This is a genomic window from Paenibacillus sp. ALE3 (assembly GCF_054113405.1).
Genome location: NZ_CM134214.1, coordinates 3,454,122 through 3,478,848 on the forward strand (window position 1 = coordinate 3,454,122; position 24,727 = coordinate 3,478,848).

The window sequence follows — 24,727 nt, forward strand, 5'->3', positions numbered from 1 at the left end:
ACTTTGGACGTCCGCTTGGATTTCTCAACTTTATAATCGGTATAAACATACCAATCACGGCCGCCAAAGCTATGGCGGCTTTTTTGCACTCATTTTGAGGAGGGATTGATATGCCGATGGCCACAAGCGTAGCCGCTATAAAGCAGACATTCTCATTGAATGTAACCGCCATCGGATGTTGGGCTAATAGTCAAGCCTGATTTTGAGATTGATCCGATATTCTTCTCTTTTTCTCAGCAATAAGTAAACCTAGCAGTACATATCCTCTGTATACTAATCCAATTAAAAGCACTCCACCAGCAATAGAAAGGAGAATAACTAAAATGTTAATTATAAATATAAATAGCTCCAAAAAGACACCTCCCAAAGTAAATTAGTCTTCTTTATCTTATAGTAAAAGTCGTGTCGAAGTATCATAAAGCTTGTCATAAAACGAAATAAGAAAGCAGTTGTATGAAAGAACTAAGTTATTCAAAAATGGTCAGAATAAAAGACTTATATACACGCAACTTTTTTTCGTTTTTCTGGTATATATGATAAAAAAATGAAATCAGGTGTTTATTCAATGAGACGACTTTTTGTTTCTCTACTTGTATCTTCCTGCCTTCTTATTTCTGGTCTGTTTCCAACGGCTCTGAGTTATGCGGAGAATTCAAATTCCAATCTTCCCGTTGTAGTAGAGGATGCGGCTGTGTTCTATCTGGTTCCGCACCAACTGACTGCCGAATTAAACAAATCTTCTTTATCGCTGGATTCCGTCTCCCTAAAGGCCGCTCCACTGCTGAAGAAAAATAATCATTTATATTTCCCGTTCAAATGGCTGGAAACAGTTCACTTGGCAACCATCAAGTGGGATGCAAAGACAGGCAGCACGTGGGCGGAGTTTGACATTGAGAACTCGGTACCTTTTTCCTCATTTCGGTTGATGCCTAACCAATCAAAGATTTTCAGGTACGAAGACGGAACAAAGACAGCGCTGGATGAGCCAATCCCTAAAACCTTTATGAAAAACGATCAATTGTATATTCCAGCGTCACTTCTGCCTAAAATGGGAATAAATTATACATGGAGTAATGGAGTCATGCACTGGGTCTGGAACGACAAAGTAGTTAAAGCGCTTCACCCAACTTATACAACGGATAAGGAAAAAATCACTTTTAGTGCATTAGTACAAAAAGAGTTCGGACATGCTTATCTTATGGTGAATACAGGAGAGGGTGACATGACAACCTCCATTGGAGGTAGCATTAGTACGTTAAAGGGCAAAGAAAAAAATATTGGAAAGCCAATTATAATGAATGGACAAACATTTCAGCGGATTGAATACTCAGTAGAACTTCGTCCCGGTCCAAATCCATTAGAAATTCACACTAATGATAAAGGATCTGTTAAGATAATGGTCCATCGCAAAGTATTAAACCCATCATCCGTTCCTATCAGATACAATCATGCCGGTAACGAGCAAGACATCCGCTTTACCAAACCGAGCCAGGGATATCTCCGTGTAAAGGCTGGAGATTCAATAGCAATTGCTGGAGTCGTGATGGACACGTATATCCAAAGCAATGAAGTTTCTTTTGGTTTAGCAGCATTTCAAAACGGCAATTTTGTTGAAGATAAAAAAAAGACTGTGATCCCCCTCAAACAGGATAAATCCTTTAGCGATTCTGTCGTTATTCAAAAACCTGGTACTTATTTGGTCAATATTCTAAGCCCAGATGTATTCGTGGGAGGTAGTTCACCGTACGGCTCTGTCAAATGGGCTGAGATAGCAGTCGAAGTATTGCCTAAAACCAAGAAAAAACCATAATTCTTCTCTTCCAGATTTAACACCAGCTAAATATGGACCAGTCTATTAAAGGGAACAGCAGCGGACACAAGACTTGATAAATAAAGTCTTGAAACCCCACTGTTGTCATTGAACTAATGTTTCTCGTTAGCTTAACAAGGATTTCTCTTAATTACCAGGCTTTTCCTATACTAATTTGAATGGCTTCATAGTACAAGAATTCTACTTTTCCAAAAACATTATTGGAGGCTAACAAATGAGTAAATTTGAAAAAAATCTAATTAAGTATTTGTCTTACGGTTTTATTGTAGGAATATACTATTCCTTTATTAAAGGGCCAACAACAACGAGTACTCCGATCAACGGTATGTTTGAATTTTATACGGTACCCACTTCTACTTTTATTTTTAGAACATTATCAACCTCGTTTCTACTAAGCCTCTTTGCTGGAGTAGTGTATACAATTACTTTTTTGTGTATAAGAGGAAATAAGTAGATTCTTTGAATAACTCCAAAGCAAAAGAAGCTGTCCAAATCGCAACGGCTCCTTTTCTTAAGTAACGGTTCGAAGCAAATATTACGTCATTGGTAGCGCTACTTTAGCTTGCTCCAACAAAGAAGATAGTTATAAGAAAATATGGAATAGCAATTTTTATAGTAATGATATTCGCAAGCGTTTGGACGCTTAGTAGTTACACTAAAAGTGATACTCAAAACAAGGTATTCGATTATCTTGTAAAAATTCAAGGATACAAACCATCTAAAATTTATTCAGTAAAACTCAAATAGGTAAAGCTACCTTAGTTAGTACACAAGTTATTTTTAAGGACGAAACCAATGCAAGGTATTTTAAAAGAGCAAGATAAAATTATTCAGCGTAGCTAAGCCCCCATTAAAGGAGTAGATGATGGGGCGTATAATTATTCTTTGAAGGATTATAACGGAAATGCAATGCACAGTCACATGCTTGTCCAACTCCAAGAGGTCAAAAATGTGGTCACAAAATTCAGTCATTTATAAGATTTTAATAGAATGAATCAGTACAGATCAGTAAATTGAAAATTGCTATGAAAGCTTGTCCCGCTTGACTTTACGGCTTAACCAGCGAAAAATTTTACTACCCCAAATTCGGTACATCTTAGACGCACCACACATGATGTAACCACGGGAGTTAGAGATCGTTAACAGCGTTGTTTTAGGCAGTTTGACCTCGACTCCGATAAATGTATGCTCACCCACTTGAATGGGTTCCATGTGTATCATGGTTATTACATGCACCTCCTCTTTATTCATCCGGGATATTTTATGCGGCATTTGCGGGTAAGTGTGGACACTCGTGGATACATTCAAAATATTAAAAATCTTATTTATGTACAGTAAAACAGGCGAAATCAAAAAGACTAGACGAATCATTCCATCTAGTCTCTTAATCATAAGTTAATGTTCTAGGTCTATGCTTTATTCAAACTTCTTTAAGTACTGTGACGGCACAAGGTCAGCAAGCCAAACACCATGGTTGGCTTTATAAAACTTTACTTGATTGACTAATGCCTTTTCTGTGTCTACATACTTTCTGCCCATTGGCTTAATTCCTTCAGTAAAAATGTTATGGATTACCTTTGTGTTTGTACCGTGATAGAGAATGGTTGGTGGAGTGACCTCCTTATAATCCAATCTGCCTGCACTGTGCCCATAATTAGCTCTTATGTACCCATTAACAATCTCATATCTTTGTTTTGGACAATGGCTTACTACTTGCTTGATATCCGACTCGCTGACATCAGACCATCTATTCTCTGATCTTATCCCTTGAATCAGGTCTTGAATGTCACAATAACCCTCATGGTCTAGCTCAAGACCAAACTGTTCTGGTGTATGCCTAAGAATCTTACTCATAAACTTACTGAGGCTCTCTTCTTGTTTTGGTGTTAACATTGTATACTCCTTTAATAAAATATTTGTCTATCTATAATAACCTACCGATGATTCATAGCGCCTTGGGAAGTAAAGCCCCAAACCTCCGATAAGGAAAAATGTAGCACCAATTAAAAAACCTCTTAGACTGTATCTGTTATAAGCCTCCAATATTTTTGCAAGTCCCAGCCCACAATGAAATAACCGAAAATACTTCTTATCAAATCCATGATAAAAAATTTCCGATTCTTAAATCCCTCCTCTCTAATCCGATGAAAATAAAGATTTAGACTGGATTTGTTGGTCCTAAGCTGATTCTGAATTGCTAAATCGTCAGATTTGGAATAATAAGTTTTAGACTGACCCAAATATAAAACCAGCGGCAGTCAAGGACCTGAAAATAAAGTCCTAGACTGCCGCTGGTTTATTGAACTAACGTTCTCTGTTAGCGTAACAAGTGGTGCAAAATTATTTCATGCAATATATATACAACCGTTTCGGTGCTGCCGATCGGCTTGCCGTCAGTAAGAAACACCGAGGCGATAAATTCTCCCTGAATCGCTAGGCTTCCAATCGCCTTAAATCGTTCTACCTCTATTGGTTTTGCCGAAATAATCGGCTGGATCAACGTCTTCCATCAGTCCCCATTCGACCATATCTGGCGTACGGGTCAGCACTTTCCGATGCGACTGTCGAGAATCCACTCTATCGCTGGATATTCCTCGAATCTTCGTTCAATGAAATGTTGAATAACCACCCCGTAAAGGGGCGGTTTTCTTATGCTTGCATGAATGCTTCTAACGGCTCCAGAGTCGCGAACGTCTTCTTTGCATCCTTCTTCCGTTGCTCATCATAGAGTTTGGTCAACTCTTCGAATGATTTAGCTTTAATCTTCGTATAACTCGATTTGGTGTATCTGATTATGTACGTCTTTACCCCTTCCTCTTCACTCCACTCGTAAACGACATCATATTTGTCCCTCAAATTCTTTAAATGAAGTGACCGGCGCAACACTGCAAAGTGTTCTTTAATGGCTTCATCACATTCCTCCATAATCTTCTCGTATGTGCAGCCAACTCGCATCAGAATCTCCAATGCCCGTTCATCGCCGTATCTCGCGAGAAATTCCTTCAACGAAACCAGCGCATATAGCATTATTTGTTCCTTGTCATTCGGATTCCTGTATTCATAACAGCCTACAACCAAATTGCGGTCGGTCATTTCCTCCTTACTGAATTGCATATTAAACAAATACTCGAGTGTCTTTTGCTTCATAACGGTTTCCAACATCTGTTCTTTATCAATCTTGATGCCCGTTGTCACCCACGGAAACGGTAGTTGGCCGTTACTTTCACGCGGTATGCTACCCCTAAGATTCAAAATCGGCATACCCGTAGCCATTGCGTACGACCTGTTATATCCGTCGCCCGCGAATATTTCCTGTTCTTCTTGCATGTGTCCTGCCCCTCCTTTTAGTACCAAGTTCCATTCGGCGCGTAGTGCCACCAGTTGTCTGCGAAGTGAATCTCCGCTCGATTCCAGCGAATTGCGATCCAAATTATCCTCCGCACTTTCCAGTAATTTCTTGGTTAAGCTATAGTTCTCCGTTCGTATTATGAGCTGTGACCTACGCTTATGGGCTTTGTCACTTCACTTCCGCTCTTCCAGTCCCGCTATGTCCATTGTCAGGCAACACTTTTATTTCCATCTCTCCAGGCACTTCATGAATCTCCGTTACAATCGGTTAGACGAACCGAGGAATAAGATCCTATAGTAAACTATTGCATATCCATAAAACTACCACTTTTTTGTGTTGGTCTCCTATTAGTTCATCACCGCTGCTTTTCATTAACCCGCGAAGATACTTCTGGGATAAATTGTATCATATGAGAACCATAAGTCCATCTAATGGTTGCGTTATCCTGCCCGTTGGCTAATGCCGGCTTTATTTTTCACGGTCTAATGCTTTGTTTTTCAGTCTAACACTTTATTTTCACAGAACAATAGTCTCATTAGACTATTTTGTTCTTCCCATAATTTTAAGAATGTATCATACTTCATAACATTCACGCACCTTCCGTATACTTTACCCATATCGCTAAGTTAGTAGCCTGACTGAAGACTCTCCTGTTTAAACCCGCCTCTTAATTCTTAGGTGCATGCAAATTATCTTCTTTATCAGATAAATTACTATGAAAAAAGCTTGCTCCCATTTTATTGTTAAAGGAGCAAGCTTATAGATATTCATTAATCGTTGTAAATTATATTGATTTAGGATTTTTATAGCACCAGTTTGGATCATAAGGCAGAGATCTAAACTTCTGCATATCCTCCCAACTGTAAACCCAATCATAATCAGGAATCCAAAAATAGTCAGTAGGATTAAGTTTGAGATATTCATATATAAATCGAAAAATAAGCTCTTCAACACCATAAACATCTTCAATATATCCTACTTGGTACAAGGACAAGCTTGAATCTAATCCACTAACATCCTCATCATGCTCATAATTAATTTCGTGATTTTCAATTCCGTCAATATAGAATATAAACTGCTGGTTATTTTCAGTACCTAGTGGGTTATAAGAAATATTTAGAGTTGTTGAAAAAAACTGCTCGTTCTTATATTTTTTATCATTGTCAAAATATAATCCAGCATCTGCATGAAAGGCAGCTACGATTGCATCTCCTAGTAATTTCTCAGGTGTATATTTTTCTCGTTCTATTAAAATAAAAGCCGAACTCCCCATCACTTAACCACCTTTCTTAATTCCTCCAAGGAATTTACAACAGTTACTCCTAGTTTCTTGATATTATCTAATTTTTCTATATTGCTTTGAGATAGATTGCCCAAAGGCTTATCAATATAAAGTATAACTTTCTTCTGTTCTGGATTAAAATAAAGCTTATCAGTTGTAATTGTCATTTTCTCAAGTTGTCCTTCTTTAACTGCTTTAATTGAAGCCTTAACTTCAATTAATTCATTTTTTGTAACTACATCTAAATCACCTGCAAGTTGACCATCTTTCTTTAATATTTTTTGTCCAAAACCTGTGACTTCCCGTTCTTCTTTTAAAAAGCCAGCTACTTTTGCTTCAGTTGCCTTTCCTACATCTGAGCTATTCATAAAGTTCTCAATATCCCGGTTAATATTTTTGGGATGTTGATCAACCCATGTCAATTCATTGCCAGCAGGGTTTGTATATTTTGTCTTATTTCCTTCCTTAATTATGCTACCCATATTATTATTGTGGGTTCCCTCGATCACATGTGGAGCCTTTTCTGCCTTAGCTCCCGAAGAAGGGGTAGATTTTGATGAGCCTCCGCCTTCTCCTTTCACCATCTGCCACAATTCGGCTGTTTTTTCTCCTACTCCACTTGCACTTTTAACCGCCGTTGTAGCTCCATGCGCCGTCAAAGCTGCCGATCCAATTAATCCGGGTACTCCGATTATACTCCCTACACCTGTAGATGAAACTGCAACTGATAATCCTTCTCCACCTAATCCAGCTACTACCTCACCAGCTCCCTGCAATGTTGTAGCTACATGACCGAGAATTTCACCTACTTTAGCTGCCATGGGATGATCATAATCCCGTTCTTTATCAGGTAACATCCCTAAGGTTAAATCTTCCTGAATAGCACTTTTTGCTCCCTGTGCAGTATCCCAGAGGATTTCTCCTTGAAGTTTGCTAGCTTCCATCTGGGCTTCAGCCTTGGTGATCTCCGCTTTTCCAATCTGTTCAAAGATTTTATGTAACCAACCTTCACCTGTGGATGCCGTTTTAACAGGGGTGCCAAGCCACGGCACATCCAGTACCACTTTCTCTCCATCTACCTGTGTAAAACTTTTTGAAATAAAGATGAGTTCTTGTGCAACCATAGATAGTCGTTCAAGCGTCACGCTCATGGATTGTCGAGAAACCTGAAATTCCTGAAAAAATCTCTCTTGGGTGGCTCCAGACCAGCCTTGTTGCACAAAATCAATTCGTCCACTCAAAAAATTCAGTATACGTTCCATTTCATGCTTTCCGTGTAAGAACTGATCAGCTACTTCCATCAATTTGTCAGGTGGAACTAAAATTCTCCCCATTCTACCACGCCCACTTTAATTTTGATGGAAATAATCTTATCAGAAGGGGTGATTTAGGGAAATCCATCTGCTATCCTGTTATTTCCTTTTAATCCATGTGACGTTTGAACTGAAATAAACAGATTCTATTATGTCTTAAGTATCATACTCCCTTGTTATAAGTTATTTGAATCAATGAGCAGCACTATTAGCTTTCAAATCTCGAACAACCATACCCTGCAACTCAGGAATCAGTGTCAGGCGTAGTTTTGAACTTAACAATTGGAATGGTGGGATCAGCTTACTCTTCCTCTTCGTTAACCGCTTTAATCAGATTTCCATAGACTTCCTTCGTGTGAGCAGATGCATGTTCTTTAAAATGTGTAAACAACCTCATACATCTGATTGCTTGTATTCTATTATTAGATTCAGCAGACTTTTCCAAACAGCTAAACAAAAATGCGAAGCCTTCTGAAAACCTCCCCTTGCGCAAAAGATAGATCGCCAATTCCCTTGCGAAATGAGTGTATCGCTCCGTTGTGAATCGTTGAGTATACAATCCTTCAACTTTTTTCTGCTCCAGAAAGGAGATGATTTCTTCTTCGAATTGCTTTAATATATTATCTACATCAAAATGGTATCGGTTAGCTGCCTCAATCATAATATCAAGTGCGGGAAGAATCTCATCTTTTCTTGAAGAAATATAAGCTACATAATCAGAAAGAACGCTCTTATCGCCAGAAAGAAGCTTATTTAAGTACGTATTTACTACTGCCCAGTCTTCGTACTTTTTTTTCCATTTCAAAGTAGTTTCATCTGTAGCATTAACCCAACTTAAATCGGAATAAGCATAAGTGTGCTGAAGCGCTTGTTCATAGTCTTTCCTTCCTTCACATGCTTCTGCCCGAAGTAAATGCGAGAACGCCCAATACGCAAACAAAGGAAAATTGGGTTTCTTCGAATTGTCTCTATCTACATGATGCCGCTGTTGTTCAAGTTTGTATTGAATTTTTGCCTTGTCTCCCATAGCTTTAGCGAATAGTTCTACTTTATCCCATTTTCGTAACGAACGATATGTATTCGCCAAGTCTTTTAATGCCTCTAACTGATCTATCTCATCTAACCGATCAACGTAAGGCTCAAATTGAATGGCTGCATCATAGTCTTTCTCTTGATCGTCTCCAATACGAATCGTAAACAATCGATACTGGCAAGCCGCCAATCGTTCTGAATACTGATACTTTTCCCCTTCTGACACGTTTTCATAAAGGAACGCCGCTGCTTCAGTATAACCCTTTTTAAAAGAATCCTCGGCTACTTCAAAAAGTGAAGGAAGATAAACAGGATTATCTAGCAACATACCTACAACTCTTCGCAAGCAATCAAGTCGTCCTAGCTCCACGCAGCGGTACAAAAAAGGACTGATTCTTCGCCAGTTGAGCGGTTCTTCCTCAATACATTCATCAATATAACGTTCATAAAAATAATCCGGTGGCAAATTCATTCCCATAGTGATACGATCTAACTGGTGAACAGAAATAGGTCGGTTGCCCGTCACAATGCCACTAACTGTTCCTACATTCAAATCAATCATGTGACCAAACTCGGTCATGGTTAAGCTTTTTCTTATCAGATAGGTTTGAACTTCTGCTCTAATCGTAGGTATGATCTCCATAGATTAACCACCCTTTCAACGTAAACTCGGCATATGATACATAATTAAACCATGTAATGAGAAACAGTTAGTAAAAATTACTTTAGCCCATCATTGTCTTTTGGAACAAAGTCATATACCTTTCAGATATTTTCTTCAGATTCCTTTTTTTCATTTTTTACATACTTTTCTTACAAGGAAGTATCCTCATTTTGCTTATATACAGCAAAACGGACATATAAAGAGGCTAGACGGATCATTCCGTCTAACCTCTTTATCATAGTAATTTTTTAAAATCCTACTGTGCCTTATACTGGAGACCTTTTTATTCTCAGATTCCTCCATGGTGTCCAGTCGGTTCGTAATTAGACCCATCATCTTGATATTGGAAAGGAGGAACCATTATCGACAATAATAGAAAACCAGTCACCAATAAGGTTAGAACAATTTTACGTTTCATCTTCCTCCACCTCTTTAATCAATTTTCTATACACTGCCTTTGTTTCAGATGATGCATACTCTTGATAAGACTCATAGAGCCTTACACATTTGATTATATATGATTTATTATTAATAACTGCAGATTTTTCCAAACAACTCAACAAAAAATGAAATCCTTCTGAATATATTCCTTTATTAAAATAGTATTTTGCTAATTCACTGGAAAAATGAGTAAAACGTTCTTGAATAATTTGTTGAGTATATACTCCTACCCGATTTTGTTCACTCAAAAAGGATTGAATTTCTACTTCAAACAATGCAAGTATATGATCTACATTTATATTGTACCGATTGGCTACCTCAATTATGTTATCTATTGCAGGAAGTATTTCATCCTTCTTCGAAGAAAAATAAGCGACATAGTCAGAGAGTACGCTTACATCGCCAGACATAAGTCTATTCACATAAGTATTAGCGTCGGCCCATTCCTTAAATTGATTTTTCCATTTTAAAGTTGTTTCATCTTTTTCTTCTACCCAGCTTAAATCGGCATACTTTTGAATATGCTGAAGTGCTGTCTCATAATCTTTGTTAGCATCACAAATCTCAGCACGAATTAAATGCGAAAATGCCCAATAAACAAACGGAGGATAAAAAGGCTTCTTTGTTTGTCCACTCTTTGTATGCTGCTGGTCAATTTTGTATTGTATTTCAGCTTTATTACCCAAAGCCGTAGCAAAGTTATTTGCCTTATTCCACTTTCGCAATGAACGACAAGTATTTACTAAATCTCTTAACGCATCTAACTGATCAGCTTCATCCAAACGTTCCACATAAGTCTCAAATTGGACAACGGCATCATAATTTTTTTCCTGATCGTCTCCTTGTCTCGTTTGGAACAAACGGTACTGACACATAGCCAGACGTTCTGAATATTGCTTTTTCTCACTTAGAGCCACATTCTCATATAGAATAGTTGCCGCTTCGTAAAGCCCTTCTCTAAAAAGTTCTTCGGCAAGCTCAAATAAAGATTCTGAATAGCCTAGTTTATCCATCAATAAATTAACCACATCATGAATGCAGTCCAATTTATTTAATTTCGCACAATTATGTATAAAAGGACTCATTCGACGCCAATTCGGATTAGCCTCTGTTAAATACTCAGACACATACCGTTCGTAGTAATAGCCAACGGGAAGCCCCATTGCTTTTGTAATTCGATCTAACTGATCGACTGAAAGTGTGCGGTTCCCATTAATAATACTGCTCATGGTGCCCGGATTCATTTCTGCTTTTCTAGCTAAATCACTTAGGATTAAATCATGATCTTTCATATGTTTTGTTATCTCTGTGAGTATCGTGGTTGTTGTGTTGTACAAAGTAACCACCCCTTGTCAGGAACTTAGTAGGATATCAACTCATTAAAAAAGGACTATTGCAATCCAATGATTGTATAGCCTTTCCGCAATTCATTGTACCATCTTTTGGCACAATATCATATACCTTTCAGAACCTTACTTAAGATACCTTTGAAGGGTTTGTAAAGAAAATTAAGCTCTATAAATCCTGAGACATACGAATCATATCTCTGCACTGTATGCCATTCTCATAAATTTCTTCTACATAGTTATGTCTGATAAAGAAATCTAGATCTACACCCACAATTCTGAAACCACATTTTTGGTAGAGAGCTAATTGTCCAATGCTAGAGTTTCCTGTGCCCATTTCCATCGTTTTATAACCTTGTGCCCTAGCTGTTTCAATGGCATGTGTCACTAATTGTCTGCCTATTCCTTTACCATGCATATCTTCTGATACTGCTATATTCACTAACTCAACTGTTTCAGGTCTTGTAGGTAAAAGCACATAGATTCCCACAATTTGATGGTCAATTTCTGCTACAAAACACTGCCCTCTTTTCAAATATTCCTCAACAAGTTGGCGCGAAGGATCAGCTAGTAGCAAGAGCTCTATTGGATATTTTTCATTTGAATTAAGTAGTCTAATATTCATCTATTCTCTCCTGTATGTATTGTTATCCCCGAATTTTCCCACTTCTTGATTTATTCCAGAAATCCGGGAGTGGTGGCGATGAGATAAAGCCTTAACTTAGGTTGATCTCAATTCATACAACCCCTTGTGAAGCGAAAGACGGGCAGAACATGTACCTTCAAACAAGACACGGATACTGAACATGGCTGGAAGCCTATCATCAGGAAACCAGGGGCGTTGCTTGTCTGTGACAATAAAGGAACCTTCCACATCCCCTAGCGGTGCGAATTTCTGTCCAGCCCCTCCCCATGAATTAAGTTGGAACGTTTCGGTGATTATTTTGGATACCTCTGGAACATCATCAACTGGAAGACCGATCTCGCTTATACGAAGTAGAGAGTTGGGCCCGAAAGCTTCAGTGACTGCATTGTCGAGTGTATGGTGAGCGATGAACTCGACGAGGTTATGATCCGGATCATAGAAGTAAAGCGCGGTTGCATTCCAGTTTTCGAAAAAAAACTCATCTTCTTGGGGTCTTGAAATCAATGAAATTCCACGGTCGATTACCCACTGTTTTGCTTCTGTGAATTTATTTGTTGGAATCGTAAATGCAATATGGTAAAACTCATTTTCCATATGGGAGGATTCCTGAAAAGCAAGAGCCGATTCCCCTACTTGAAACGACAGCCGCGAAGGGCTTTCCTCCGCAACCTGCAAATCCAAGAGAGAGCCGTAAAAAGCTTTTATCGCTTCGAAACTATGGGTGCCTAAGAGCACTTCTTTTAATTTCAATGCACTGGTCCTCCCCACAAATAATTTTGATACCCATTGTCCGTCTAATCCATATCAGCATTTTATCTCAGACTATATGAGGTCATTACAATGTTTGTTTATTATCCTTTAAGTCGCTTAAAAATTTGGCGTTCACATCTAACGCCGCAAATTGAAGTAGTATATCCTGTTCATCTAGAGCTTTACTTTTTGCTATTTCGAGATAAAGCTTGGGCTGGTCCCGAAACGCTCTTGCCCTCCCAATCGAGTATGCCTTCTGGAGATATTCATGAGCTAATACAGGTTTGCTCTGATGAAGAAGTGTTTCCGCCATCTGAATATAAGGTTCAGCATGTATAATGCGGTACCCTGTACCTTCCAAATCTAAAATCTCCTCATTTAAAAGCTCTACTGATCGCTGAGTATGCTCGTTATAATTGAGAATTTGAACGTATTGATGCAAGGTTACACCTGTGATGCCCCATTTATGCTTAGGCTCGGGTATTAGATCCCAAGCCTTCTGGGCTTTTTCCACAGCCAAGTTGCTATCTAATGGGAGTGTATGAGCTGCATCCTCTCCAAGCTCCCAAATCTCTTCTTCCAATTGAGCCTCCAGATCGTGGTACATTCGAATATTCATCTATTCCTCCCAATTGGATAATATAAGTTCAACACATAGAGATGTCTACTCCTCATTGCGTTTAGCGAAAGCGCTTGATTAAGGATATCACTCCCCAGATGAGCAACGCCAAGATCCCGCTAACGATTACGAATGTCATTAAGATCGAAGTCCATACGATATTCAATCAACATCACCCCATGCATCATTTTATGGTCATCTTGTAGAGTACTCTTCTAATGTCTCTCCATATTTTAACGCACGTTGGCTTCCGCTGCATTCGAATTGAATATTTTTATTTTTATAATCATAGATAAGAATGCTAGCAGTGCAAACATCAGTCCGCTCCAGATGAGCTGGTGTATTCCCAAGTGAGAGATAAACCACCCGCCCGTAGCAGCCCCCATCGTAATACCTAGATTAGAAAATGAGACAAACAGGCTATTACCAAACTCTGGGGCTTCTTTCGCTTCCGTGGTTAACCATGTTTGACTAATAATAAGCCCCCCAGAATGCACGGCCCCCCAAATGAGCACAACCACAATCATCGGTAGGAAAGAAGCACCCAGAGCATAAGTGAATGCGTAAATGACCATATATATCAAAGGAAACATGATGACGGTCTTGGTCAGATTTTTATGTAATAATCCTCCAAATAAAAAATTTCCAAAAATCATGACGATTCCAAAGACCATCAGCATCATGCTGATCCATGATCCGTTCATAAGAGTTATTACTCCAAGATATTCAGCAAAATAGCTATACACTGAAAACATAGCCGCAAAGATAAAAATAACAGACACAATATTGAACCATAATTGAGGCTTGCGTAATATACCAAGCTGTTTGCCATAAGACATCTTTTGCTGGACAGGTAGAGAAGGAAGCCATATGAGGATTCCTACAAATGCAATCATGCTTACGACAGCTCCAAACCAGAAAGCAGCTTCTAACGCTATCTTCTCAGCAAGATAAGAAGTCAAGGGCACACCAAAAGCAAATCCTACTGTAATCCCGGCGAAAACCTTGGTGACGGCTTTACTGCTCTTTTCAGGGGGGACAAGATGAGATGCGGTCACGAGGGCAACTGAAAAAAAGAACAGGGTGAAATATAGCAGGGAGAACACGAAAAATGAGCATGACCTCAAAATGAGTAGTATAGGCATAGACAATATTTGAAATAACAAAACTGAATACAGCTATTAATAGAGTAACTTTACGGTTCATGCCAGAAACGAGTAAGGTCAAAAACGGGCCTGAGATGGCCACAACTACAGAAAATATACTGACGAGCCAACCAGCCTGGGAAGCTGACACATTGAATTTTTGAGTGACTTGGGGAAGAACACCTATAATCCCCATTTCCGTTGTAATAATGCCGAACACGCCCAAAGCTAGAATGATAATAAGTAACGGGTTAACCTTTTTCATATTAAGTATAAGCCTCCAATTAATTATATATATAGATTCGTAGATATGTTATGTGAAAAAAAACTCCTTTCTGTTTATAGTTCTTTTTGGATGTACTCGGCAAATTCCTGTATTGTTTTTTCATTCCGACGATAGTACGTCCACTTTCCTACTCGCTCAGACTCTAACAAACCGGATTTTTGCATCGTTAATAAATAACTTGAAATTACAGACTGTGCCAGTCCCGATTTGGCCTGAATATCTCCCACGCATACACCAATTTGAAAATTAAGCCCTTGCTTTAAATAAGCCTGTTCATCAAAATAATCTTCCGGTTTTTTTAACCACTGCATAATTAGACGACGAGTCTCGTTGGACAAAGCTTTATAAATCAATGACGGTTCCATACATCACATTATATCTACTTTATTAGATTTGTAAATATTTAATTCAGATGATTACTCAGATGATTACATAATAAAATATAATAAAGGCTGCTTCCTCACGGAGAATCCGCTTGGAAACAGCCTGTTCGTGTCATCTCAACTACACAGATTTACTCTTATTCGAGCGGTACATCAAGTACAGAAAATACGGTGCACCGATCAATGCAATCAGCAACCCAGAAGGAATTTCGGTCGGTGCAAGCACGGTCCGTCCAATCGTATCCGCCAGCACCAGCATGACCGCTCCCAAGATGCTCGACAGAACAATGGAGCGGCGTACATGGTGCCCGATCAACGTACGCACGATATGCGGAGCAATTAGCCCGATGAAGCCAATTGTACCCACACAGGCTACTGCTCCACCTGCCAGCAGCACACCCACTACCATCGCCAACAGCCGGGTGCGGCGCACCGGAAGTCCCAGACCCATGGCACTGCTATCGTCAAATACCAAAAGATCGAAACGACGAGCCAGCCACCACGCTACTGGCAACAACACGAGCAGAAAGGCCAGAATGGTCGCTACCTGCCCCCAGTTTCGAGCGTAGGTACTACCAGTCAGCCAGATATAGCCTGTGCTACCCCAAAGTGAACCTTGGATGATCAACACCTGAATACCGGCTGATCCGATGGCAGATACGGCAATACCAAGCAGGATGACCACAGACGGATTGAGTTGCTTGTTCCACGATAAAAAGAAGATTACCGCTGCCGACACCGTCGCTCCGGCAATTGCCGCGATGGGCAACATATAAATAGGCAGCCCAGGCCACACGATAATCACTGCAAGCGCGCCGAAACCAGCCCCCGAAGAAACCCCGATGATTGAGGCATCCGCCAAAGGATTACGAACCGCTAGTTGGATCAAGACGCCGCTGACCGCAAGCGCGATACCAGCCCCGGCCGCCACCAATGTGCGTGGTATTCTAAATTGTAGCAAAGCCGAATTCGCGTTCTCCCCGCCAAACAGGCCAGACAGCAGATCCCCCACCGGAATGCGCATGCCTCCAAACATTAGACTGAATACCGTTAATATCACGGCACAGCAAGCAAATATTGTAACCAGTCTGCCAAACGGTAATTTCCGAGAGCGCACACCTATGTTCATTGAAGACTGTCCACCGATACCGGAAGGCAGCTTCATCTTCCACAAAATCAGCCAAATCAACCAAGGTGCCCCGATCAAGGCCATGACCGCTCCGGTTGGCAAATCCATACTTGATTTGTGAACCATTTTCGCCAGCACGTCTGCGCCTATCAACAGCAGTGCCCCCCATAGGAAGGAACCGGGCAGTACCCAACGATGCATTTTCAGCCCGCTTAAGCGAACCAAATGCGGAGCCACCAAACCTACAAATCCGATGGGACCAATAACGCTGACTGTAATGGTCGATAGCAGAACCGCCAGCACAATTCCCACCGCCCGGGTTAAGCTAACCTTTTGTCCAAGGGATGTGGATGTGGACTCATCCAGATCCAGCACATCAAACTGCCTTGACAGCATAACAGCAATAACCGAGAGTCCTACAACCCAAGGCCAAGCGTAAGTCGTCCCACTCCAATCATTTTGCACCAGTGAGCCCGAACCCCAGAGAAACAGCCCCTGTGTTTCAAATGAATAAAAAATATGCAACGCTCCGGTAAATGAACCAAGAACCATGGATACGATCAGACCGGCAAGCGCCAACCGAATCGGAGTTCCTGCTCTTCCTCCACCCATAAAATAAGCTAGCACCGCTGCCAACAGCCCGCCAGCGGCGGCAAATAGAAATGGCGCCTGGTGCAGCAAGCCAGGAAACATCACTGCACCAAGTACGACCACAAAGTAGGCACCAGCGTTTATCCCTAGGGTGTCAGAAGCCGCCAGTGGATTTTTGGTGATGGCCTGAAGCAAAGCACCGGCAATAGCCAGCGCGCCGCCAGCCAGGATTCCAATAACCGTACGCGGCATCCGAAGATCCCACACCATGTTATGCTCAAGCGTATCCTGACGCTGGGTCAACGCCTCGATGACTGTATGCAGCGGGATCGAAGCCTCCCCATAACACAAGCTTACAAAAAAAAGCACGATGAGGACGAGCAAACCGCCCCCAAAGATGCTTCCTATACGCCAAGTTTTCGATAAACCCGTTGTGTCCGTTCGGGTCATTTCGTCAGAGCTCCGACTACTTGATCAACCAGTACTTTGGATGAGATTGGGCCACCGAATGTCCATGTTGTGCCGTCTAGCGGGTAGGTCCGTTTCTCTTTAACAAAGTTCAGTCCGTTCCATACCGTGTTGTTCTTCATCGCGGCGCCAAATATATCGTCCGTCTTTTGCGTAATGTAGATAAAATTACTGTCCTGTACAGCTGGAAGAGCTTCGATTCCAACGGTACTAAATCCGTACTTCTCAGTCTGGTCCGACTTCCAGTCATTCACCATACCGATTTTCGCAAGCGTTCCCACTACAACCGAATTTTCTTTGAACATTCGCAGACTGGCAGCATTTTGAGATGTAAAGGCTTGTGTCAGCGCATAGTGAAAGTCTGCTTTGCCCGCTTTTTCCAATGTAGCCTTTGCCTCTACATAGTGCTGGTCAAGTTCGCTTAAGACTTTATCAGCCTGTTCCGTTTTACCGGTAGCCACAGCAACTTGCTTGAAGATTTCAACCATACGATCGTAATCATAGCCGTTCCCCTTGTAAGGATCGAACTCTATCGTTGGTGCAATTCCCTTAAGCTGTGCATAGATCGCTGCATTGTTATCGGCGTTAGAGATAATAAGATCTGGCTTGAGCGCCGCAATCGCTTCGAGATTGGGTTCGCCCCGTGTGCCGATATCAGTTACGGTATCAGCCAGCTTCGCCTCCGGTGTTACCCACAGCTTGTAGTTTTCATTGTCCGCATTGCCGACCGGCTGTACGCCAAGGGCAATCAGATCTTCGGTAAACGTCCATTCGAGTACAACGACACGTTCCGCTAGCTTGTCCAGCTTGACTTCTCCATGGTCGTCCTTAACCGTAACTGGACCAGCCGCTGTAGATGTCTGCTCAGATCCTGCAGCACCTTCCGTCTTTGAGCTATCCCCAGCCGAACCGCAACCTGCCAATACAATCGCGAAAACTACAAATAACAATAGGCCATTCAACATCTTTTTCATTTCTCTCAATCACCCCTGTATGTATATGCATCGGAAAATGATAATCATTATCAGTAAAAGAGTATAGGGGTTAGTGATTTTTGTCAATAAGGATATATCGAAGTTCAATTGAATCGCACACAGGTTCCGTATATGATAACTTTATCATTGTTTTAAGGGAGGCTACATTGAAGTGGCAGTATTAATCAACGAGCAAATTAAAGCTGATGAGGTGGTGCTCACTGGACTCTCAGGGGAGAACCTCGGCGTTGTTTCCAAGTCAGCAGCCTTGGCTATGGCCCGATCCAAAGGAGTGGATCTGGTCTGCACCTCACTGATGAGTAGTCCACCACCATGCAGTTTGGTTGCAAAAGGCAAAGGAAAAGCACTTGCGCAAAAAAAAGCCGCAGCAAGCAAAACAAACAACGGACGAGCCGCAGGAAACAGCGGCAAAGAAAAGGTCAAGGAGCTCCGCTTCACCGCTCACATTGAGGATCATGATTACGACACGAAGCTGCGTCAGGCGGACAAACATCTGCGTTCCGGCAAGCCGGTACAGTTGGTCGTTAAGGCGTCAGGAGCAAAAGAAGCACCTGTCGCCAAAGCGGTGCTGGAGCGTCTACTGGGTGATCTAAAGGAAGTCGGCGTAAAGGAAACTGGAATCCAGACGGGCGGCAAGGGCTCACAGGTAAAATTAAACCCTCGTTGAATGGCGAATCGGTAGATTGGACAAGTCTCTTCGTCCGTATGAAAATCCCTTGGGAGGAATTAGAATGCATCGAAAAAATGTCCCTCGTTAAGCCCGTTCTCCTCCATCCATGTGTTAGTTTCAACTCACCCCAACAAATCGGAGGGAGAATCACTAATGAACATGAATGGACCTATTCACATTTCTCGAAATGAAAGATTTCAGACTTGCCACGAAATAGCTACTAGGTTGCATGAGGTATATAGAGACAAAATTTTGGCTATAGGGGTCTATGGATCTGTTGCCAAAGGTACGGACGGCCCTTTCTCAGATATTGAAATGTTTTGTGTATTAAGTGAATCCAACGCTCCTGTAGATTTTAGCCATGAATGGTCGGCGGGTCCCTGGAAAGCTGAGGTGAACGTCTGTAGTTCAGACATTCTTCTGAAAACCGCCTCTACTGTTGAGGGCGACTGGCCGTTGACACATGGACCCTTCTTTTCCCCACTTCGTCTGTATGATCCTAAAGACTTTTTTTCTATATTAAAGGAAGCTGCCGAATCCCCAACAAAGGAAGATTTCAGGCATGCCATCAACGAAGTGCTTGTAGGTGAAATGTATGAGTTTATTGGAAAGCTTAGAAATGTCAGTATAAATGGCCCTCGTACTTACTTGCCGTACTTGATCATGCAGTTTGCCCAATATGGGGCTATGTTAGTTGGGTTACACAATCAGAAGCTTTTCTCAACGGGCTCAATGGTTCTACCGGAAGCACTGGAACTGCCGAGTCGTCCACAAGGATTTGATCATCTGGTTAAGATGGTCATGTCCGGTGACTTAGCGGAATCCACAAAGATCATTTCAGCCTGTGAAAATTTCTGGAGTGGTCTTGTGAGCTGGGCAGTCGAACATGACTATCATATGAACTCACAACGAATCCCATTTTAATCGAAAATTAAAGTCCGCTTTAATTTCGCTTACTATAATACCCTATTTTCGCTATGCCAAATCCCCCTTTCGTTAAGGGGGATTTTCATTTTTCTTCTGAGCGGATGAGATCCTTTTTACAGACATGTTACGTTATATTTTTTTGTAAAATATTTTAAATTTAAATTACTTGATTTCATCCCCCACCTCGCTTATTCTCGGTATATGCATACTTTGGCTCTATTAATCTTCTCATATACAGTCCTTGTTCATGTACACATGCCAGAATGTATATTTCCTGTGTTTTCAGAGAAAATGTAATGCATAGGTCTTTATATAGAGCTAATTTTTGTTAATATCCAATAACAGGGCCCTAGGCCCTATGACAGATTACATTTTAATGATATATTGATAGATACTACAAAAGACTAATTACCCAGGGCTTGGGCTGGAGGATGTATGAAAAAGGAATCAAATCAAGACGAAACCAGTTATTTATTTAATGTTGATGTATTAGTTAAAGGTCGTTCGAACGTAGAGGCCCTTCAGTTCCTGCTTAATCTCTTGAGCCAAAACGAACAAATTGCGGATAGTCGGATTCAATCTGGTATCGAACTTGGCAATTTAATTGAAGCTGCATTGTATCTAAAAAAACAGTCGGCCGTTAATACCCCGTCTGATGCAGCCGCTACGCTTGCGGAAAAATTCTCCAAAAAGAAATCAGCCGCAATTACGAACAAGACACCCGTTATTCAAGAGATCAAACAATCCCACGTACAGCCAAAGCCTGCAACACAACAAGACCTTAGTACGTACGAATGGATCAAACGCTATATACATGATAATACGCTTGTACGGTTAGTCGTAAACCGCTATGGCGGACAACGCAGCATTCCATGCCGCATACTCAACCTGGATCATGATAATAACCTGCTGAGTGTGTATCATGTCGATGAGAAGCAAGTGTACTCCTTTAAAATGAATGAAATTGATGAAATTACATCGTAAATGTAATATCTCACCAAAACAACTAGGCATGAAAAAAGAGAATCGGTGGAAAAACTTTGCGTTCTTCCTGCCGATACTCTTTTTTAGTATGGATCGATAAGCTTTCTAAGCCTCTTTCTTTACACCGGTAGCAGCCCATGCCAACAATATCCATCCAGCAATAAAACACACGCCTCCTAATGGGGTGATCGCGCCCAGTACACGGATTCCAGTCAAACTTAGCACATACAGACTGCCAGAAAACAAAATGATACCCGTGAACAACAGCCGTGCGGCCCATCTTAAGCGGGGCGAAGGGCCCCATTGTCCGGCAGCCAACGCAATGATCAGCAAACCCACAGCGTGAATCATATGATATTTCACACCGGTTTCATATATGGCCAATGCATCCGCGTCGATCTGTGCTTTTACAATATGCGCCCCGAACGCTCCGATGGCTACCGCCAACATCATCATTATAGATCCTACCATTATCCATCTTCGCTGCATGTTTCTATACTCCTTTTCACTGATCCTTTTACCCGAATGCTCTTCTTATTTTATCGAAACAGCATGAAGTTTACCAGCCAGTGTGTGGGAACAAACCGCATACCAAATTTGATGATTAAACCCTGTCTATTGGAGGGTAATGTGTAAAGTGGCTTGCTTTTTTGTTTATTTTGTGGAAAATTAGTACCTGTTCGGACTATGTTCAAGGAGTTGAAAAAATGAGTTACCAAGATCCTAATTTGCACAAGCCTGCTGCGTCTGAGGAGCACCCTGTTTTTTCAGAAGCTCCTGTGTTCCAGCCTCCGGTTAAGCTCAAGCATTCCGGTCCCGGAATTGCCTCTTTTATTATGTCGCTCGTCAGTCTGATCGGATATATTATTCTGGCTATTATGGTCATTAATCTAATGGCTCATTTCAGCCAATACCAAACAATGAACCCGGAAGTCGCTTTGCAGCAAACTGGAACGATGCTGATTCCCTTCATCTTTTTAGGCAGCCTGCTGCTCAATTGTAGTGGACTTGTGGTCGGAATCATCGGCATTGCGTTAAAAAACCGTAAGAAAACCTTTGCTATTACTGGATTAATCATTAATGCCCTCATTATTGTAGGCTTTATTGCCCTACTTGCCATCGGTCTTTCGATTCCGAATAGCACAGCGGATATTTATCCTTCCTCCGTGCAATCTTTATGATTTTTCTGCATCTCACAGAGAGGATTTAATGTATGAACAAAATTAAAATTTTTGCAGACAGTACCAGTGATGTTCCTGCCCACTGGCGTCAACAGTACGAGATTAGCATTGTGCCATTGTATACCGTATTTGGTGATGAAGCATTACAAGATGGGGTGAACATCCACCCGGAACAATTATTTCAGCGTGTCAGCCGCGAGGGACGCTTACCTCGTACCGCCGCACCTTCTCCGGCAGATTTTATTCAAGCCTTTACGCCCTACATAGAACAAGGAGATGACATTTTATATATCAGTCTTTCCTCCGAGCTATCATCGACGTACCAGAATGCGCTGCTCGCTGCCTCCGAATTTCCAGAAGGTCGCATTACGGTTTTTGATTCTCTGAATCTCTCGTGCGGCTTTGGCCTGCTTGTAATGAAAGCTGCTCGCGCGGCAGCAAACGGTAGTACGATAGAGCAGATTGTAGACATGTTGACGGCAACCAGACCGCTAATCGACACGGAATTTGTGATTGATACACTCGAATATCTATATAAAGGCGGAAGATGCTCAGGCATGCAAAACCTGATCGGCAGTCTGCTCAAAATTCGTCCGGTAATCAAAGTGATTGATGGAAAAATGACGCCTGCCTACAAGGTCCGCGGCAAACGTGAAAAAGCACTAGAACAAATGCTGCAAAATGCCCTGAACCAGCGGAATTTGATGGATAACGATATGATCATTGTCGTGCACGCTTTGGCTGAGGAAGATGCGCTGATGCTGCAAGCACGTCTGAAAGAGGAAACGAACGCACAAGAGGTACTACTAACAACAGCAGGCTGTGTTATATCCAGTCACTGTGGTCCACAAACGATCGGTATTATGTATGCCAAAAAAGCATAGTTTATCCAATATCAAACCTGTTACCTATTGGTAGCGGGTTTTTTGGTATTTTTCCAGCAATTTAGCAATGAATAACTTTCCTCTTTTTGATAGTATTATTCGTCGAGTAACAATATATACACTTACAATCTATCATAAAAAAGAAGGTTATTGGGGATGAGTTCCAAACGATCGCGTTGGCTAACCAGGTTTACTCTATCGGCAACTACAGCCATTACAATATTCACAACATTCACTTCATACTTAGCTGCCCCGGCAGCAGCATACGGCGTAGCTTTTCGGGATATTGCACACAGCTACGCCTATCAGTCTATTATTTCCCTGCATGCTAAAGGAATTTTGAATGGTATACAACCTGGTTACTTTTCTCCTAAACAGGCAGTTACCAGAGCTGAATGGGTTACCGCATTGGACCGTACACTCGGGCTAGAACCTGTACAAGCAGTTGTTTCCTCCTATCGGGATGTTCCCAAACAGGCGTGGTACTACGGTTGGATTGAGGCGGCTTCGCAGCTTGATATCGTACAGGGAGGTTCTTCCGCTACATTTCAACCCAATAGTCCTATAACCCGGCAAGAAGCAGCCTTAATGATTGCACGTCTCATCCGCTCTTCGGGCGGATCAGGTAACGCCATTTCCTCTTTCATAGATCGTGACGAAATTGCTGATTGGGCTCTTGAAGGGGTAACCACCGTGAATCGTTACGGCTTTATGAAAGGTGAAAACAACTATTTTCGCCCGGCATCTTCTCTCACTCGTGAAGAAACAGCGGTATTATTGGAGCGGCTGCTAACGTATTCAGCACAGCATGCTCGCCAAGCTGCTTCCACTGCTTCTTCCATTCGATTAGGCTGGCAATATGACCAAACCGTTCAGCAGTTTGAAAATACGGTGCTTCAATCCAACATCAACACCCTCTCACCACGCTGGTTTTTTCTGAACGAAACAGGCAGTATCAGCGATTACACCAATTCTTCGCTGCTTACCTGGTCCAAACAGCATCAAAAAAAAATCTGGGCTATGGTAGGCAACCGCTCCAATCTGGCGCTAACGCACCAAATTCTGTCCAGTGAGGTTCTACGGGCTACAACCATAACTCAACTTGCCAATGCTGTGTCTGTACATGGTTTGGACGGGCTTGTCATTGATTTTGAAAATGTAGATGGTCAGGATCGTGCCTACCTTACATTGTTCGTCCAACAATTAAAGGCTAAGTTGAAAAGTCAAAATGCGGTACTGGCGCTTTGTGTATCTCCTGATTACGGAACGGACTGGACTGCCGCTTTTGATTATCAAAAGCTTGGCGCTGCGGCAGACTATCTCATCCTGATGGGATATGACGAGCATTGGGGAGGGAGCTCGATCCCCGGCTCGGTGTCCTCACTGCCATGGCTGCGTGAAAGCGTGCGGCGCTTTGTACAAACCACCGATCCGGAGAAAGCGATTTTGGCATTGCCCTTATTTACACGGAATTGGACACTTAACACTAGCGGACAGTCAATCGCTTCCTCTGATATTTCATTAGACCAGCAAAATCAGCTAGTATCCCGTATCTCTTCCAAACCGATCTGGAACGAGGATATTCAGCAGTATACCGTATCATACAAAGATACTCAGCTTCATAAGCTATGGCTGGAAGAAGGGCGATCCTTTACTCGTAAGTACCGCTTGGGCCAGGATGAAGGATTTGCCGGCTTCGCCTATTGGTATTCAGGCGGCGCAAGCTCTGATCTGTGGTCCAGTGTGAAGAATGCGGACCGCTTTATACAGCGTGGCTTGTAAAAGTCAAAAGCCTTCAACCTCACGTAAAA

General features: G+C 41.7%; 22 protein-coding genes and 2 pseudogenes. 7 read left to right on the forward strand and 17 right to left on the reverse strand.

Annotation, left to right across the window (positions count from 1 at the left end):
* Window positions 1-190 precede the first annotated feature (190 nt).
* On the reverse strand, window positions 191-352 hold the full coding sequence (locus ACXHJ2_RS15225; RefSeq protein WP_165081539.1) for a hypothetical protein: 162 nt from the start codon (window positions 350-352) through the stop codon (window positions 191-193).
* A 192-nt stretch (window positions 353-544) separates the two neighbouring features.
* On the opposite strand from ACXHJ2_RS15225, the gene ACXHJ2_RS15230 reads away from it, so the two are divergent.
* Window positions 545-1,810: a hypothetical protein gene (locus tag ACXHJ2_RS15230; RefSeq protein WP_238791044.1), complete on the forward strand. Its 1,266-nt coding sequence runs from the start codon at window positions 545-547 to the stop codon at window positions 1,808-1,810.
* A 1,122-nt stretch (window positions 1,811-2,932) separates the two neighbouring features.
* Here ACXHJ2_RS15230 and ACXHJ2_RS15235 read toward each other — a convergent pair.
* The 15 genes and pseudogenes from ACXHJ2_RS15235 to ACXHJ2_RS15305 form a co-directional block, all read right to left on the reverse strand.
* Window positions 2,933-3,052 (reverse strand): annotated as a pseudogene (locus ACXHJ2_RS15235) (DUF1805 domain-containing protein); the annotation flags it as partial.
* A gap of 195 nt (window positions 3,053-3,247) precedes the next feature.
* Window positions 3,248-3,724: an RNA 2'-phosphotransferase gene (locus tag ACXHJ2_RS15240; protein WP_165081536.1), complete on the reverse strand. Its 477-nt coding sequence runs from the start codon at window positions 3,722-3,724 to the stop codon at window positions 3,248-3,250.
* Window positions 3,725-4,148: 424 nt separating this feature from the next.
* Entirely contained in the window at window positions 4,149-4,331 is a 183-nt protein-coding gene (locus ACXHJ2_RS15245) for a hypothetical protein (protein ID WP_165081534.1), read from the reverse strand.
* Between the two features lie 149 nt (window positions 4,332-4,480).
* Window positions 4,481-5,260 carry a hypothetical protein gene (locus ACXHJ2_RS15250; protein WP_238791043.1) on the reverse strand — a complete coding sequence of 260 codons (780 nt, stop codon included), beginning with the start codon at window positions 5,258-5,260 and terminating at the stop codon, window positions 4,481-4,483.
* A 704-nt stretch (window positions 5,261-5,964) separates the two neighbouring features.
* A complete protein-coding gene (locus ACXHJ2_RS15255) occupies window positions 5,965-6,453 on the reverse strand; it encodes a hypothetical protein (protein ID WP_016820446.1) in 489 nt (162 codons plus the stop codon).
* On the reverse strand, window positions 6,453-7,796 hold the full coding sequence (locus ACXHJ2_RS15260; RefSeq protein WP_165081532.1) for a WXG100 family type VII secretion target: 1,344 nt from the start codon (window positions 7,794-7,796) through the stop codon (window positions 6,453-6,455). Before ACXHJ2_RS15260 ends, ACXHJ2_RS15255 begins: the two co-directional genes overlap by 1 nt.
* Window positions 7,797-8,076: 280 nt before the next feature.
* A complete protein-coding gene (locus tag ACXHJ2_RS15265) occupies window positions 8,077-9,450 on the reverse strand; it encodes a helix-turn-helix transcriptional regulator (RefSeq protein ID WP_165081530.1) in 1,374 nt (457 codons plus the stop codon).
* 428 nt (window positions 9,451-9,878) lie between these two features.
* Window positions 9,879-11,204, reverse strand: a complete 1,326-nt coding sequence (locus ACXHJ2_RS15270) for a helix-turn-helix domain-containing protein (RefSeq protein ID WP_165081562.1) — start codon at window positions 11,202-11,204, stop codon at window positions 9,879-9,881.
* A 223-nt stretch (window positions 11,205-11,427) separates the two neighbouring features.
* Window positions 11,428-11,883 carry a GNAT family N-acetyltransferase gene (locus ACXHJ2_RS15275; protein ID WP_165081528.1) on the reverse strand — a complete coding sequence of 152 codons (456 nt, stop codon included), beginning with the start codon at window positions 11,881-11,883 and terminating at the stop codon, window positions 11,428-11,430.
* Between the two features lie 96 nt (window positions 11,884-11,979).
* Window positions 11,980-12,654 carry a VOC family protein gene (locus tag ACXHJ2_RS15280; protein ID WP_165081526.1) on the reverse strand — a complete coding sequence of 225 codons (675 nt, stop codon included), beginning with the start codon at window positions 12,652-12,654 and terminating at the stop codon, window positions 11,980-11,982.
* A gap of 85 nt (window positions 12,655-12,739) precedes the next feature.
* Window positions 12,740-13,273 carry a hypothetical protein gene (locus ACXHJ2_RS15285; RefSeq protein WP_165081524.1) on the reverse strand — a complete coding sequence of 178 codons (534 nt, stop codon included), beginning with the start codon at window positions 13,271-13,273 and terminating at the stop codon, window positions 12,740-12,742.
* A 233-nt stretch (window positions 13,274-13,506) separates the two neighbouring features.
* A pseudogene (locus tag ACXHJ2_RS15290) lies at window positions 13,507-14,683 on the reverse strand (MFS transporter).
* A 74-nt stretch (window positions 14,684-14,757) separates the two neighbouring features.
* On the reverse strand, window positions 14,758-15,069 hold the full coding sequence (locus ACXHJ2_RS15295) for an ArsR/SmtB family transcription factor (RefSeq protein WP_014599587.1): 312 nt from the start codon (window positions 15,067-15,069) through the stop codon (window positions 14,758-14,760).
* Between the two features lie 139 nt (window positions 15,070-15,208).
* On the reverse strand, window positions 15,209-17,257 hold the full coding sequence (locus ACXHJ2_RS15300) for an iron ABC transporter permease (protein ID WP_025676426.1): 2,049 nt from the start codon (window positions 17,255-17,257) through the stop codon (window positions 15,209-15,211).
* Window positions 17,254-18,249: an ABC transporter substrate-binding protein gene (locus ACXHJ2_RS15305; protein ID WP_165081522.1), complete on the reverse strand. Its 996-nt coding sequence runs from the start codon at window positions 18,247-18,249 to the stop codon at window positions 17,254-17,256. The genes ACXHJ2_RS15300 and ACXHJ2_RS15305 overlap by 4 nt, the downstream gene beginning before the upstream one ends.
* A gap of 172 nt (window positions 18,250-18,421) precedes the next feature.
* Between ACXHJ2_RS15305 and infC the strand changes: the two genes are divergently transcribed.
* The 3 genes from infC to ACXHJ2_RS15320 all read left to right on the forward strand — a co-directional run bounded on the left by infC (window position 18,422) and on the right by ACXHJ2_RS15320 (window position 20,851).
* On the forward strand, window positions 18,422-18,937 hold the full coding sequence (gene infC, locus ACXHJ2_RS15310; protein ID WP_165081520.1) for a translation initiation factor IF-3: 516 nt from the start codon (window positions 18,422-18,424) through the stop codon (window positions 18,935-18,937).
* Between the two features lie 156 nt (window positions 18,938-19,093).
* Window positions 19,094-19,864, forward strand: coding sequence for an ANT(4')-I family aminoglycoside nucleotidyltransferase (locus ACXHJ2_RS15315; protein ID WP_165081519.1), 771 nt, complete (start codon window positions 19,094-19,096; stop codon window positions 19,862-19,864).
* Window positions 19,865-20,302: 438 nt separating this feature from the next.
* Window positions 20,303-20,851, forward strand: a complete 549-nt coding sequence (locus ACXHJ2_RS15320) for a hypothetical protein (protein WP_165081517.1) — start codon at window positions 20,303-20,305, stop codon at window positions 20,849-20,851.
* A gap of 105 nt (window positions 20,852-20,956) precedes the next feature.
* On the opposite strand, the gene ACXHJ2_RS15325 is transcribed toward ACXHJ2_RS15320, so the two are convergent.
* A complete protein-coding gene (locus tag ACXHJ2_RS15325; protein WP_165081515.1) occupies window positions 20,957-21,340 on the reverse strand; it encodes a DUF423 domain-containing protein in 384 nt (127 codons plus the stop codon).
* Between the two features lie 218 nt (window positions 21,341-21,558).
* Between ACXHJ2_RS15325 and ACXHJ2_RS15330 the strand changes: the two genes are divergently transcribed.
* From ACXHJ2_RS15330 to ACXHJ2_RS15340, 3 genes are all read left to right on the forward strand, one after another.
* The gene (locus ACXHJ2_RS15330) at window positions 21,559-22,032 is read left to right on the forward strand and encodes a hypothetical protein (protein ID WP_165081513.1); all 474 of its coding nucleotides are present in this window, start codon (window positions 21,559-21,561) and stop codon (window positions 22,030-22,032) included.
* Window positions 22,033-22,064: 32 nt separating this feature from the next.
* Window positions 22,065-22,916, forward strand: coding sequence for a DegV family protein (locus ACXHJ2_RS15335; protein WP_165081511.1), 852 nt, complete (start codon window positions 22,065-22,067; stop codon window positions 22,914-22,916).
* 156 nt (window positions 22,917-23,072) lie between these two features.
* The gene (locus ACXHJ2_RS15340; protein WP_165081509.1) at window positions 23,073-24,698 is read left to right on the forward strand and encodes an S-layer homology domain-containing protein; all 1,626 of its coding nucleotides are present in this window, start codon (window positions 23,073-23,075) and stop codon (window positions 24,696-24,698) included.
* Window positions 24,699-24,727: the final 29 nt, after the last annotated feature.